Genomic DNA, 12,189 nt, shown 5'->3' with positions numbered 1-12,189 from the left:
CCCATGGCCGCCATCCGATTCGAGAAGGCCCAGCACTGGTATCCGAATGCGCCGACGGCGGCCGTCGCCGGAATGGACCTGGACATCGCCGACGGCGAGTTCATGGTGCTGGTCGGCCCGTCCGGCTGCGGCAAGTCGACGACGCTACGGATGTTGGCCGGCCTCGAAGAGCTCACCTCGGGATCGATCTACCTTGGTGATCGGGACATCTCGACGACGGCGCCCAAGGACCGCGACATCGCAATGGTGTTCCAGAACTACGCGCTGTACCCCCACATGACGGTGGGAGGCAACATGGAGTTTTGCCTCAAGAACGCCGGAATGTCTCGCGACGAGCGCAAGCGCCGGGTGGCTGCGGCCGCGCAGACGCTCGGGCTCACCGACTATCTCGACCGCAAGCCCAAGGCGTTGTCGGGCGGCCAGCGCCAACGGGTCGCGATGGGTAGGGCCATCGTGCGCAACCCCCAGGTCTTCTGCATGGACGAGCCGCTGTCCAACCTGGACGCCAAGATGCGCGTGCAGACCCGTACCGACGTCGCCAAGCTGCAACGCGACCTCGGCGTCACCACCGTCTACGTGACGCACGACCAGACCGAGGCGATGACCATGGGTGACCGCGTCGGCGTCATGAAAGATGGTGTGCTGCAGCAGGTTGGCGCCCCGATGGAACTCTACGACCGCCCCGCCAACGTCTTCGTCGCCGGGTTCATCGGATCTCCTGCGATGAAGTTCTTCGACGCGGACCTCGTCGGTACCACGGTGACGGTGTGTGGACACTCGATGTCGTTGCCGACCTCCGGTGCACACGACGGCCCGGTCGTGGTCGGAGTGCGTCCGGAGGGCTGGCGGCTGACGACCCCCGGCGACGGCATCGCCGTCACCGTCGGGGTGGTCGAGACCCTGGGGGCCGACGCGTACCTGTACGGCACGGCGCGAGTGGAGGGGGGTGACGCCGACGTCATCGCCCGCATCGGCAACCGAGAACGCGTCGGGACGGGCGACACCGTGCACCTCACCGCCGACGGACACGCGATACATCTGTTCGACGGGGTGACCGGCCTGCGCGTCAGCTGACGTCGGCTCCTAACCCTCGGAGAGCTTGGCCGTCCTGGTGATGCGGTCGACCACGTCGAGCAGTCCCCCGTCTACCCCGGGCGCCGGGGGATGCCCACCGAGCGCCCGGTTGAGCGCGTTGTAGTACAGGCCGTCCCCGATCAACTTCACGGCGCGGGCGACGTCCAAGTCGCCGAGCGCGTCGTGCAGGATCGCCAACCACGCGTCGGAAGCGGCTTCGATTGCCGCCCGCGCTCGGGTGTCACCGGACTGGCGCAACCGGGAGACCGCCACCAGGGCCCGGTCCAGGGGTGTGTTCGCGTATTGCGACGAGCGGACGTAGTAGCGCGCCGGTCCCTCGTCGGCGGCGCGCATCATCTCTGCGTCACTGGCGGCCAAGACCGCGAGCCGGTCGTAGAGTCCCACGGCGAGTTGGTCCTTGGACGGGAAGTGATAGAGCAGCCCGCCCTTGGAGACGTCGGCCCGGGCAGCGACCGCTTCCAGCGTGGCTTGACGCTCCCCCTCGGTGATGAGGAGATCCGCATACGCATCCAGGATGCGGTCGCGGGAGGAGGTCACGAAAGTCAGTTTACGATGACCGCCCTGAAGTGTACCGTCTGGACGGTGTAGTCCCGTGGCTCGGCATGGGTACGGAGCGGAGGAACGGGACGATGGGCACCTACCGGAACCTGTTGCGGGTGCCCGGCGTGGTCAACGTGACGGCCTCGCAGCTCTTCGCGCGCCTGCCGTTGGGCATCTTGTCCCTGGCGATCCTGATGCACGTGCACCGACTGACGGGCTCCTACGCGCTGGCGGGCGCCGTCGTCGCGGCGGTCGGCGCGGGAGAAGCCGTCGCCATGCCTCTGACCTCGCGACTCGCGGGCCGGCTCGGAGTGGCGCGCACCTTGATGACGGCGGCGGGGATCAACGCCGTCAGCACCTTGGGACTGGCCTTCGCCGGATCGTCCGCGCTGCCGTTGACGGTGCTCGGCGTGGTCGTGGGGGCGTCCATACCGCCGCTGATGCCCGTCGTGCGGGCCCTCTACCCCCGGATGGTCCCCGACGACGAAGTGCGCACCCTGTTCGCCCTCGACACCACGGCACAGGAATTGATCTGGGTCATCGGCCCCGTCGCGGCCACCGTCCTGGCATCGACGATCTCCACGATCTTCCCGTTGATCCTGTGTGCGGCAGTCACCCTCGTGGGAACGGTCTGGTTCCTCCTCGGCTCGCGCCGCCTGCACCCGGAGAAGGCGGTGAGCGAAAGCAGGTTTGGTCGCGTCCTGCTGCACCGGGCGGTGATTCTGGCGATGGTGTCCAGCCTGGTCCTGGTGGGGTCCTTCACCGCGCTGGAGGTGGGCATCATCGCCGCGCTCGGCAAGGACGGCTTCACCGCGGGAGCGGCGATCGCCTCGGCAAGCGTCGGTTCGCTGTTGGGCGGGCTCGTCTTCGGGCATCGGCGCCTGGGCCTGTCCGGTGTGGTCGCAGCGCTGTCGACCGTCGGCGTCGGTGTCGGCCTCTACGGCGACGCCGGCAGTCTGCCATTGCAATTCGGGGCGTTGTTCATCTCGGGCGTCGGATTCGCGCCTGCCATGTCGGCGCTGTACCTGATGGTGTCGCGAGAAGTCGGTCAGCACATGGCCACCGAGGCGTTCGGCTGGCTCAGCAGCGCGGCGATCGTGGGGGGTTCCATCGGCACCGCCGTCGCCGGCGTCGCCACCGACGCGTACGGCCCGCGCGGTGCGGTCGCGGTGTCGGTCGTCATGACCGTCCTGGCCGCGACGAGCCCGCTCGTCGCCAGGGCGTTCGGCCCGCTGCCCGGCCTCGCCAAGGTGCCGACGCCGCCGCTGCCCACCCCGGCCGTCCACTGACCACCGTCAGGCCGGCGACAACGCCTTCGAGTACAACGACTTTCCCGACGCTTCTCGCAGGTTGACCGTCAACACCCGGCTGTCTGAGTCGATGCCGACTTCGCCGAAGTGTTGGAAGCCTTCGGCAGGCGAGGCATTCTGGTCCTCGGGTGCGTGGACGAACTCGTAGCGGGCGCCGAAGGTGCCGTCGAGCGGGCTTTGCGGGAAGGCGCCGGCGTTGAGGGGCCCCGACACGAACTCCCAGAACGGGGCGAAGTCGGTGAAACCGGCCTGTTCGGGGTGATAGGAGATCGCCGCGGTGTAGTGCACGTCGGCCGTGAGGTACACGACGTTGGGCACCTCCTTGGTCGCGGAAAGGATTCGGGAGAAAGCGATTTCACGGCCGAGTGGCCGGCCGTTCTCACCCTGCGCGACTGCCTCCATCGACGGGGGACCGTCGACCGGGCTGGAAGCCGCGTCCGGCACCACGATGCTTATCGGCAGGTCGTTGGCCACGACCTTCCACACCGCCGTGGAGGCGTCCAAGCCGTCGATCAGCCACTGTGTCTGCTCGCGGCCGAGGATGCCGCCGTCGTCGTGCTGCGCCCACGCCTGCGGATTGGGGTTCTTGTAGGAACGCATGTCCAGGACGAAGACGTCGAGCAGCGGTCCGTAGGAGATCTTGCGGTGCACCCGCCCATCGACGGCCTCCGACGGCTCGACGGGCTGCCACTCGCGCCACGCCTGGGACGCGTAACCGGCCAACTCGTCCACGTTGGAGTCCGTGTAGCCCTTGCGGTTCTGGCCGGCGAGCGACTCGTCGGGAAACCAGTTGTTCAGCACTTCGTGGTCGTCCCACTGAACTACCTGCGGGACAGCGGCGTTGAAACGGCGGTAGTGCTCGTCGGTGAGGTTGTAGGCGTAGTTGCCGCGAAAGTCGTCGAGGGTCTGGGCGACGTGATCCTTGGCGGGGGCCGTGATGCTCCGGTAGGTGCCACCGTCGTTTTGCCGTTGCGTCTCGGGAACGGGACCGTCGGCGTAGATGGCGTCCCCGGAGTGCAGGAAGAAGTCCGGTTGGCGGTCGGCCATGGCACCGAAGATCGCCATCCCGCCCTGCCGGTTGATTCCCCACCCCTGTCCGACGACGTCGCCCGACCAGACGAACGTAACGTCCTGAGGCTGTGCGGCAACGGTTTTGAACACACCGACGGCGGGCTCCGACGTGGCGCCGCCGTCACCCTCCAGCGTCACCCGGTAGTGCACCGTCTGGCCCGGTTCGAGGCCGGTGACGCGGACCCGCCCGGTGCCGTCGGAGGCCGGGGTCAATTGAGGCCCGTCGACGCGGACCGCATTCGAAAACGATTCGGTCGCCGAGGTTTCCACGATCATGCGGGCAGGGGAGTCGGAGCGTGCCCACACCAGTGCGCCGTCGGTCCGGGGATCACCGCTGGCGACACCGTGGGTCAGGCGGGGGCGGTTGGCGATCAGGCCGGTGCTGGCCGGTGGCCCGCCGGTACCCGAGGTGCCGCAGGCCTGCAGGGCTGCCGCCGCGGGCACCAGCAGTGCCCCGGCCAGGGAGCCGCGCAGGACGGTGCGCCGGTCGATTCGGCGGTGCTCGATGGGGGCCATGCGGGTCAGCATGCGGCGTCTTCACGACGCGACGGCGAACTCCGGAGAGGCAACGGGCGACCGGCTGGTGTTCTGCACGTTAACGGTCGACGCCGCCCATGCCCTCGAGTCGGTTGGTGAACCGCTCGAGGGACGCCGCGAAGGCCGCCGCCTCGGCGGCCGGCCACCCGGACAGGACGTCGTCCATCGCCGCACTCAAGGCGCGTCGCGTCGCCGTCAGGGCCGTCGTACCGGCAGGTGTCAGCGCGAGACGAGTCGCACGGGCGTCGCCGGGGTCGACCGTGCGGCGAACCAACCCGCCGGCTTCGAGCTTGCTGGCATAGCGCGTGGTGGCGGAGCGGTCGACACCGATGACCGAGGCGAGGTGCGTCGCAGTTGTCGGCCCGAGCCTGCCCAGGCCGGACAGCACCGGGTAGGTGGCCACGTCCAGTCCGTCGACGCCGGCGACGAGTCGCAGGTAGAGGTGTTGGCGGGTGCTGCGCAGCAGCAGTCGGCCCAGTTGCTCGGCGACCAGGTCGCCGGGTGAAGCAGCGGTCACCTGCAAAATATTACGTGACTTCTACACGCATCGAGGTTAGATTCACTGCGTGCAAGATGCACGCATACCCCGTATTTTTCAGGAGGCGACCATGCCCGACACCACCCCGATCCGTCCCGAGGACGTCCTCGCCGACGGCGTGGAGACGACGACCGTCGACGGACTGGAGGTCCGCAAGGGCACCGTGGCCGCGTTCGTCGCGAACGCCAACAAGCTCGCGCAGCTGGCCCCCGGGGACGCAGCCCGCAACGCCATCGAGGACCAACTCCGAGCCCTTGCGCCGGCGCTGCGAGCGGTCGGTCTGCTCGAGGTCTTCGCGCCGCGTTCGCCAGTGGTCGCGGCGATCCTCGCGCAGGACGGACGCTGATTCGTCCAACGCGACGAGTGCCTCTAGGCGCGTCCGGCGCGTGTCCCATTGGCGCGGTGAGCCGCGTTCACCGTCTGCTTGAGCAGGACGGCAATCGTCGTGGGTCCGACACCGCCGGGTACGGGGGTGATGAGGCTGGCGCGCTCGGCGGCCGACGCGTATTCGACGTCGCCCACGTTGCCGGGGTTGTAACCCGCGTCGACGACCACCGCTCCCGGCTTGATCCACGCACCCTTGACCAGTTCGGGTCGGCCGACGGCGGCGACCACGATGTCGGCCTCCGCCACCACGTGCGGCAGGTCCACGGTCCGCGAGTGGCAGTAGGTGACGGTGGCGTCGCGGGCGAGCAACAGCATTCCGACGGGCTTGCCGAGAATGGGGCTGCGCCCTACGACGACCGCGTGAAGCCCGGTCGGATCGACGTCGTAGGCATCGAGCAGATGTATGATCCCGCCTGGCGTGCAGGCACGAAAACCCCTCGTTCCCAAGGCCATCGCGGCAAAGGATGCCATGGTCACACCGTCGACGTCCTTGCTGGCGGCGATGGCTTCGAAGGCATTGCGTTCGTCGATCTGGGCAGGCATCGGGTGTTGCACCAGAATGCCGTCGACGGTGTCGTCATTCGAGAGGTCGTCGATTAGTGCGACGACGTCGGCGGTGGACGACGTCCCGGGCAGATGGTGGCTGCGCGATTCCAGTCCGGTGCTGCGGCAGCGGCTGGCCTTCATCCGCACGTAGGTGTGCGACGCGGGGTCGTCCCCGACGAGGACCGTGGCCAGGCACGCCTTGCGACCCTGGGCGTGTTCGAAGTCGAGAGCCTTCTCTCGGGTGTCGCGGAGTATCGCATCGGCTACGCGGACGCCGTCGACGACGGTTGCGGACATGGCTTCTCCTCGTGATGAGGAGCACCCAGGCGGTCGATGCGTCCAAGACTTTGCTTCCCGGTGGTAGCCCACCTTCGCCAGTCGCCGCGTCCGACCTTACCGGGACGGGAGCTGGATCACCCGGTCGACGGGGTTTGGTCTCACGGCAGCCGGCGCGACGAGATCAGCCCGTCGGTCAGGTCGCGACGCAGCAGGTCGACCAGCGAGCGGCGTCGCAGCGGCGGACTGTCAGTGTGGGCTTGCTGCGCAACACCTTTGAGGAAGTCGTCCAACGCTTCCGGCGCCGTCCACCTCGGCGTCCATCCGAGCTCCGCCTGGGCGCGTGAGCAGTCGAGCAGCGGGACGCTGAACGCCAGATCGAGCCACCCCCGGTCGATGTGTTGCAACCGGGCCCGCCACGTCAGATCCACCAGGGTGCCCAGTACGCCGGAGGGCACGTGAACGGGGCGCGCGCCTAGGACAGCGGCGACGTCATCGCGTCCCATCGGAGGTTCGCCGGCGAGGTTGAACGGCCCCGTCGCGCGGTGTTCGACGGCGAGCACGATCGCCGTTGCTACGTCGTCGGCGTGGATGATGGGGATGCAGAGCTTCCGGTCCAACGGCAGCACCGGCAGCAACGGAACCAGTTGCATGGGAACGAATCCCGGCAATCCGTAGCGCATGAGTCCGCTCGCGGCGGCGCGCTGCAGGATGAAGCCGGGACGCATCCGCGCGATCGGGATCGCCGCGCTGCCGCGGCGCTCCTGGTACTCGTCGAGGATTGACTCGGCCGCTGACTTGTCGCGGCTGTAGGGCGACGTCTCGATTCCGGTGGTCGGCCACGATTCGTCCACGCGCTGACCGTAGCGACCGGCAGCGTAGGTGCCGACCGACGACATGTGGACGAGCTGTCCGACGCCGCTGGCGTCGGCGGCCTGCAGCACGGCCGACGAGCCGCCGACGCCCAGGCGGTGCAAGTACTCGACGTCACGGGTCGGCTGGAAACCCCAGGCCAGATGAACCACGACGTCGGCGCCGTCGAACACACTGCGCAGTGTCGCGGTGGCGTCGGGATCGGTGAGGTCCAGTGCACGCCAGTCCACCCGTTGATAGACGTCCTGCTGATAGACGTCCTGCGACGACGGCGGCGGCCTGCGCACCACGCCGACGACGTCGTGTTCGGCGGGCAGCGCACGTAGGAGGGCAGTTCCGACGTTTCCGCTCGCTCCGGTGATGACGATGCGCATGAGGTGTGCCCTTCGGCAGGTGAAGGAAGGCGGGCTTAGTGGGGCGACTTACCCGCGTGGTGCAACGGCAAACCGCCGCGGTTCGGGCGTCACGACCTCATTCGAGGAGCCAGATGACGCCGTCCTTCAGCTCTACGACGAACGTCCGCAACCGCGCCACGTTGCCGAAGGTCTTGATGGCCCACGAATAGGGCTTGAAGCCGAAGATCCGCCCCCTGGGACCCGACGTCATGGCCCCGTCCGACACGTCGTAATCGGCTCGGTGCCAGGGGCATTGCAGACATCCGTCGTCGGTGACGCGACCCCGACCCAACTTGGCGAACTGATGCCGGCACAGGTTGCGAACGGCGAACGGCGAACCGTCGGGCGTCAATCCGACGGCCAACACGCCGTGCTCCTCGGTCTGCACCTCGGTGACGCGCCGGTCGTCGAGTTGGTCGACGTCGAGGAGACGACGACCGTTGGCATGGACCGGATGGTCGTAAGTGATCGGCGGCAGGAGACCCGTGGTCTCGACGCCGCGTCCGTGCGGGTCGTTGCAAAGAATGCTCATCGGGCGCAGATACCCGGGCCGGGACGGGTGAAACGGGGCGGCCAGCGGCTCCACGCCGCGGATCGACCGACTACCCTAGCCAAAGCTGACTGCTGCGCCGCTGGACGAGCGGCCGAGGACGGGCCAATGCGGGGGTAGCCATGCAGGGAAGCGTCGGTGCGTTCGGCGGCTTCGTCCGTCAGTGGTGGAGCGAACCGGTGGACTACGTGGCGCAAGTCGAGTACTTCGGCAAGCGCGGGGTGGCCCGTGCCATCAAGACGTTGATCGGCCTCGGTACCGGTGCGCACGGCATAATCACGCTGGTAGTGGTCCTGCCATTCGTCGGGGGTCTCGCCGCTCACGTCGTCGTCGCGTCGTTCGGCGTGATGCAGATTCTGTGGGGATGGGTGTGGTGCCTGCGGCCGTGGCCGTCACGCTGGACGTCGTTGGCCTTCGTCGTGTCCGCGGACATCGGCATAGCGGCGATGGTGCAGGTCGACGCGAGTTGGCTGGCCGGGTTGTTCGGATTCAATGCGTTCGCGATGATCTCGGTGTATCTCGTGTTCTTCGACGGACCGAAAGTCCTTGCCGGACATGCCCTGTGGACTCTCTTGTCGGCGACGGCCTTTGCCGTCCAGATCAGTGCCAGCACGAGCTTCTCCGCGCCGTCGTTCACCGTGAGCGCCGTCGCCGCCATCACGCCGGTGGTCCTCAGTCCGCTGGGCGTCCAACTGGGGATCTGGGCGATGCGCAAGGACGCGCACGAGTCGGTCACCGACCCGCTGACCGGACTGCTCAACCGGCGCGGCCTGTACCTGCACGTCGAGGATCTGCTGCGCGACACCCCGCCGGGGCTCACCGACGTGGTCGTGGTGGTCATCGACCTGGATCGCTTCAAGGACGTCAACGACAGGTTCGGCCACACCGTCGGTGACGAGGTCCTTATTCGGAGCGCGCGGCGAATCAAGTCGTCGGTGCGTGGCAGCGCCCTGGTCGCCCGGGTGGGCGGCGAGGAGTTCGTCGTCGTCGACCTCGCCGACGACGAGCAGTGGGACTTTGACCGGATCAGGGACGCTATCGCCGCACCCGCCGAGCCCGCCGTCACCGCCAGCGTCGGGATTACCAGCGTCAGCCTGGCCGACTTCACCGCGCCCGGAACGGACCGCGTCGCGCTGCTCGACAGCAGCATCACTCGTGCCGACGACGCGATGTTCCACGCGAAGCGCAAGGGCGGAAACTCGACCACCACATAGGGCAGTCGCCATCCCCCTCTCACTGTAAGGCGAGATGGGGGTCTTGCGGCAAGACCCCCGACGTGCGGCACAATCTCGCCGCCACGTAATCGAGAGTCGGGAGTCGTCGTGCCGAGGTCGCCAAAACCCTTCGAACAACACCAGTCCGGTGCGTTTCTGCACGGCACCAAAGCGGACCTCTCGGTCGGCGATCTGCTCGTCCCGGGACGGAATTCCAACTACGACGAGGGACGCGTCATGAACCACGTGTACGTGACCAAGACGCTGGATGCCGCGGTGTGGGGAGCTGAGTTCGCGAAGGGCGACGGCAGGTGCCGCATCTACGTGGTGGAACCCGAGGGTCCAGTCGAGGACGACCCGAACGTCACCGACACGAAGCTTCCGGGCAACCCGACGATGTCCTACCGCACGCGGGAACCCGTACGGATCGTCGGGGAACTCACCGACTGGGTCGGACACTCCGACGCGCAGCTCCACGCCATGCGCGACGGTCTGGCCGAACTGCGGCGTCGTGGGCTCGACGTGATCTACGACTAGCCGTCTGACGGCTACCATCGTCGAAGAGCTATACCGCGACTGAGGCATGACGGCCGTCGCCCGATCGGCAGCTGGAGGCACGTGCGATGCAGTCGACGAGCATCCTCGCCGACGACGGCGCCTCGTTGCACGTCGGCGTGACTGGAGACGGCCCTGATGTCGTGGTTCTCTCCGGCGGACCCGGTTGTGTCCACTACCTCGAGGCCGATGACCTAGCGCCACGAGGGATGCGGGCGTGGTACCCGGAGCCCAGGGGAGTGGGACGCTCCGGGGGTGGGCCACACGACCTCGATCAGGCGGTCGCCGACCTAGAGGCGGTGCGAAGGGTTGTCGGCGTTGACGTTTGGGCGGTGCTCGGGCATTCGTGGGGTTCGGACCTCGCGGTGCGCTATGCGCTGGATCATCCTAACCGCGTGGATTCGGTGGTCGGGATCGCCGGTCATGGGTTGCACGAGGACCGCACCTGGTCGCAGGACTACGAAGCGTCGCGGCATCTCGAGGACGACGTCGTGATCGACTGGGTGCCAGACGTTCACGCTGCGCTGAACGACTCGTTCGTGCAGTGGATCCACGAGCCTGGCGTGTTTCGGCGACTCGCCGACTCCACCGTCTCCATGTCGTTCATCGCCGCGCAGAACGACATTCGTCCGCCATGGCCGTTGCGGCAACTCGCCGCCCTGGTCCCCGAGGGACGGTTCGAAGAACTGCCCGACGTGCCCCACAATTTCTGGGCGACCGACCCAGCCGTGTGGGTCGAGACCGTTACGCGGGCGCTGCGGGCGCGCGACGCGTGACGCACCCTCGGCGTAGCCAGGCGTCAGGCCGCGCTTTCGTCGTCCACCGGTGCGAGGAGCCGTTCGGGGTGGTGGAGGTAGTTGATTCGGGCTTGCCCGACGTCGAGCTCCGGGGGTGGGATCCACTCCACCACACCGTCGCGGAGTTGGACCGTCCAGCCGTGTTCGGCGAGTCGGTTGTCCGGCCCGCAGGCCAGGACTACGTCGTCGACGTCGGTGTGGCCGTTCTTCGCCCAGGCGGTGGTGTGGTGCACCTGGGTGCCGTACCCAGGGACGGTGCAGCCGGGTTTTGTGCACCCACGGTCCCGCGCATGGAGCACGATCCGTTGTCCGGCTGAGGCGAGGCGTTTGGTGCGGCCCAAGTAGAGGGCTTCGTTCGTATGTTTGTCGAACACCGCCAAGTAATGATGCGCGTGGGCGGCCATCCGAATCAGATCCGCCATCGGCAGCAGGGACCCACCACCGGTGACCCCACTGCCGCGGGCAGCTTCCAGGTCCTGCAGGGTGGTGGACACGATGACGGTGACGGGCAACCCGTTGCGCTGGCCGAGTTCCCCGGAGGACAGGACGGACCGGCCGATGGCGATGAGCGCGTCGTGGGTGCGTTGCCCGACGCTGCGGTCATCGGCGTCGATCTGCTCCTGCGACGGCGTGCCTGAGGTTCGGGGTTCACGGTCGTCGGGGTTGCACATCCCGGGGGCGGCGAGTTTGGCGAGGATCGGCTCCAGGGTCGCCCGGGCTTCGGGGTCCAGCAGTCCGGTGATGCGGCTCATCCCGTCGGCCTGCTGGGGTCCGATCGTCACCGATCGTTTCCGCGCCCGGTCCCGGTCGTCGGGTTCGGGTCCGTCTTGGTCGATCGCGGTGGCCAGCTGCTTGGCCACCTTGCCGAGTTCCTCCGGACCGGTGCCGGACCCGACGTGCACCAGGGTCTTCTCCGAGAGCTCCCGGACCTCGGGGTCCACCCACATCGGCAGCTTGCCGAGGAACGAGCGGATCTCGGTGACGTGCTCGGGTCCGATCGTCCCGGACTGCTGCGCGGTGGCGGTGGGGGCCAGCTTCGGGTCCAACGGTTGCCCGTTGAGGGTGGTCCGCGGCCCGAGATCCTCGGCCTCACTGAGTCGGCGGCGGACCTCCTTGCCGGAGATCCGCAACCGCTGCGTCAGCACCGACCCCAATGACTTGGCGCCCAGCTCGGTCGGGGAGGCTTCGCGTTGCAGGCGGGCGATCACCCGATGCCCCACCGCCGGCAGCTGCCACGTCACCGCCTCCAGTTCACCCAGCAACTCCACCAATTCGAGGTGGGTGAACTGATCGCAGTCCAGGTCGGCGAGTTCGGCGACGGCAGCCACCAGCGAGGCAACCGCCGCGGTGACCCGATCCGAACTCATACTCGAACACTAGTACGACCCACCGACAAGAAATCCGCACCTGCGACACCTGAAACGCAGGTGACACAGGAGAACTCGGGACGAAAACCAATTCGCTCAGAGGCGGGCATACCCACCCCAAGGCGAAGAGCGCGTGAC

13 protein-coding genes and 1 riboswitch are annotated in these 12,189 nt (G+C 67.9%); of the genes, 6 read left to right on the top strand and 7 right to left on the bottom strand.

Features of this window, described 5'->3' with window-relative positions:
- The first annotated feature begins 3 nt into the window (after positions 1–3).
- Entirely contained in the window at positions 4–1,074 is a 1,071-nt protein-coding gene (locus tag H7J06_RS12945; RefSeq protein WP_264039287.1) for an ABC transporter ATP-binding protein, read from the top strand.
- Positions 1,075–1,083: 9 nt separating this feature from the next.
- Here the strand turns inward: H7J06_RS12945 and H7J06_RS12940 are convergent, their stop codons facing one another.
- Positions 1,084–1,632, bottom strand: a complete 549-nt coding sequence (locus tag H7J06_RS12940; RefSeq protein ID WP_264039285.1) for a TetR/AcrR family transcriptional regulator — start codon at positions 1,630–1,632, stop codon at positions 1,084–1,086.
- A 92-nt stretch (positions 1,633–1,724) separates the two neighbouring features.
- Here H7J06_RS12940 and H7J06_RS12935 point away from each other — a divergent pair, with 92 nt between their 5' ends.
- Positions 1,725–2,924 carry an MFS transporter gene (locus H7J06_RS12935; RefSeq protein ID WP_264039284.1) on the top strand — a complete coding sequence of 400 codons (1,200 nt, stop codon included), beginning with the start codon at positions 1,725–1,727 and terminating at the stop codon, positions 2,922–2,924.
- Between the two features lie 6 nt (positions 2,925–2,930).
- Here the strand turns inward: H7J06_RS12935 and H7J06_RS12930 are convergent, their stop codons facing one another.
- Both H7J06_RS12930 and H7J06_RS12925 read right to left on the bottom strand, forming a co-directional pair.
- Positions 2,931–4,532 (bottom strand): alkaline phosphatase D family protein, encoded by a 1,602-nt coding sequence (locus tag H7J06_RS12930; protein ID WP_264039283.1) that lies wholly within the window; start codon positions 4,530–4,532, stop codon positions 2,931–2,933.
- 79 nt (positions 4,533–4,611) lie between these two features.
- The gene (locus tag H7J06_RS12925; RefSeq protein WP_264039282.1) at positions 4,612–5,070 is read right to left on the bottom strand and encodes a MarR family winged helix-turn-helix transcriptional regulator; all 459 of its coding nucleotides are present in this window, start codon (positions 5,068–5,070) and stop codon (positions 4,612–4,614) included.
- Between the two features lie 91 nt (positions 5,071–5,161).
- On the opposite strand from H7J06_RS12925, the gene H7J06_RS12920 reads away from it, so the two are divergent.
- Positions 5,162–5,437, top strand: a complete 276-nt coding sequence (locus tag H7J06_RS12920) for a hypothetical protein (RefSeq protein WP_264039281.1) — start codon at positions 5,162–5,164, stop codon at positions 5,435–5,437.
- A 23-nt stretch (positions 5,438–5,460) separates the two neighbouring features.
- On the opposite strand, the gene H7J06_RS12915 is transcribed toward H7J06_RS12920, so the two are convergent.
- The 3 genes from H7J06_RS12915 to H7J06_RS12905 all read right to left on the bottom strand — a co-directional run bounded on the left by H7J06_RS12915 (position 5,461) and on the right by H7J06_RS12905 (position 8,100).
- Positions 5,461–6,321 carry a bifunctional 5,10-methylenetetrahydrofolate dehydrogenase/5,10-methenyltetrahydrofolate cyclohydrolase gene (locus H7J06_RS12915; protein ID WP_264039280.1) on the bottom strand — a complete coding sequence of 287 codons (861 nt, stop codon included), beginning with the start codon at positions 6,319–6,321 and terminating at the stop codon, positions 5,461–5,463.
- Between the two features lie 16 nt (positions 6,322–6,337).
- Positions 6,338–6,416, bottom strand: a riboswitch (ZMP/ZTP riboswitch).
- Between the two features lie 45 nt (positions 6,417–6,461).
- Entirely contained in the window at positions 6,462–7,547 is a 1,086-nt protein-coding gene (locus H7J06_RS12910) for an NAD-dependent epimerase/dehydratase family protein (protein ID WP_264039279.1), read from the bottom strand.
- Between the two features lie 97 nt (positions 7,548–7,644).
- Positions 7,645–8,100 carry a Rieske (2Fe-2S) protein gene (locus H7J06_RS12905; protein ID WP_264039278.1) on the bottom strand — a complete coding sequence of 152 codons (456 nt, stop codon included), beginning with the start codon at positions 8,098–8,100 and terminating at the stop codon, positions 7,645–7,647.
- Positions 8,101–8,240: 140 nt separating this feature from the next.
- On the opposite strand from H7J06_RS12905, the gene H7J06_RS12900 reads away from it, so the two are divergent.
- The 3 genes from H7J06_RS12900 to H7J06_RS12890 all read left to right on the top strand — a co-directional run bounded on the left by H7J06_RS12900 (position 8,241) and on the right by H7J06_RS12890 (position 10,663).
- Entirely contained in the window at positions 8,241–9,332 is a 1,092-nt protein-coding gene (locus tag H7J06_RS12900; protein ID WP_264039277.1) for a GGDEF domain-containing protein, read from the top strand.
- 108 nt (positions 9,333–9,440) lie between these two features.
- Positions 9,441–9,869, top strand: coding sequence for an NAD(+)--rifampin ADP-ribosyltransferase (gene arr, locus H7J06_RS12895; protein ID WP_264039275.1), 429 nt, complete (start codon positions 9,441–9,443; stop codon positions 9,867–9,869).
- A gap of 86 nt (positions 9,870–9,955) precedes the next feature.
- On the top strand, positions 9,956–10,663 hold the full coding sequence (locus tag H7J06_RS12890) for an alpha/beta fold hydrolase (protein WP_264039274.1): 708 nt from the start codon (positions 9,956–9,958) through the stop codon (positions 10,661–10,663).
- Between the two features lie 23 nt (positions 10,664–10,686).
- On the opposite strand, the gene H7J06_RS12885 is transcribed toward H7J06_RS12890, so the two are convergent.
- Positions 10,687–12,051: an HNH endonuclease signature motif containing protein gene (locus tag H7J06_RS12885; protein ID WP_264039273.1), complete on the bottom strand. Its 1,365-nt coding sequence runs from the start codon at positions 12,049–12,051 to the stop codon at positions 10,687–10,689.
- Positions 12,052–12,189: the final 138 nt, after the last annotated feature.

Source organism: Mycolicibacterium hodleri (assembly GCF_025822245.1).
GTDB classification, from domain to species: Bacteria; Actinomycetota; Actinomycetes; order Mycobacteriales; family Mycobacteriaceae; genus Mycobacterium; species Mycobacterium hodleri.
Note: the sequence above shows the minus strand (reverse complement) of the source record. Positions and strands in the feature narration are given on the sequence as shown.

Excerpts from the sequence above, each read along its gene's own strand:
- H7J06_RS12930 (WP_264039283.1), bottom strand. The coding sequence starts at position 4,532 with ATGGCCCCCATCGAGCACCGCCGAATCGACCGGCGCACCGTCCTGCGC.
- H7J06_RS12915 (WP_264039280.1), bottom strand. The coding sequence starts at position 6,321 with ATGTCCGCAACCGTCGTCGACGGCGTCCGCGTAGCCGATGCGATACTC.
- H7J06_RS12890 (WP_264039274.1), top strand. The coding sequence starts at position 9,956 with ATGCAGTCGACGAGCATCCTCGCCGACGACGGCGCCTCGTTGCACGTC.
- H7J06_RS12905 (WP_264039278.1), bottom strand. The coding sequence starts at position 8,100 with ATGAGCATTCTTTGCAACGACCCGCACGGACGCGGCGTCGAGACCACG.
- H7J06_RS12920 (WP_264039281.1), top strand. The coding sequence starts at position 5,162 with ATGCCCGACACCACCCCGATCCGTCCCGAGGACGTCCTCGCCGACGGC.
- H7J06_RS12885 (WP_264039273.1), bottom strand. The coding sequence starts at position 12,051 with ATGAGTTCGGATCGGGTCACCGCGGCGGTTGCCTCGCTGGTGGCTGCC.
- H7J06_RS12900 (WP_264039277.1), top strand. The coding sequence starts at position 8,241 with ATGCAGGGAAGCGTCGGTGCGTTCGGCGGCTTCGTCCGTCAGTGGTGG.
- H7J06_RS12935 (WP_264039284.1), top strand. The coding sequence starts at position 1,725 with ATGGGCACCTACCGGAACCTGTTGCGGGTGCCCGGCGTGGTCAACGTG.
- H7J06_RS12910 (WP_264039279.1), bottom strand. The coding sequence starts at position 7,547 with ATGCGCATCGTCATCACCGGAGCGAGCGGAAACGTCGGAACTGCCCTC.
- H7J06_RS12945 (WP_264039287.1), top strand. The coding sequence starts at position 4 with ATGGCCGCCATCCGATTCGAGAAGGCCCAGCACTGGTATCCGAATGCG.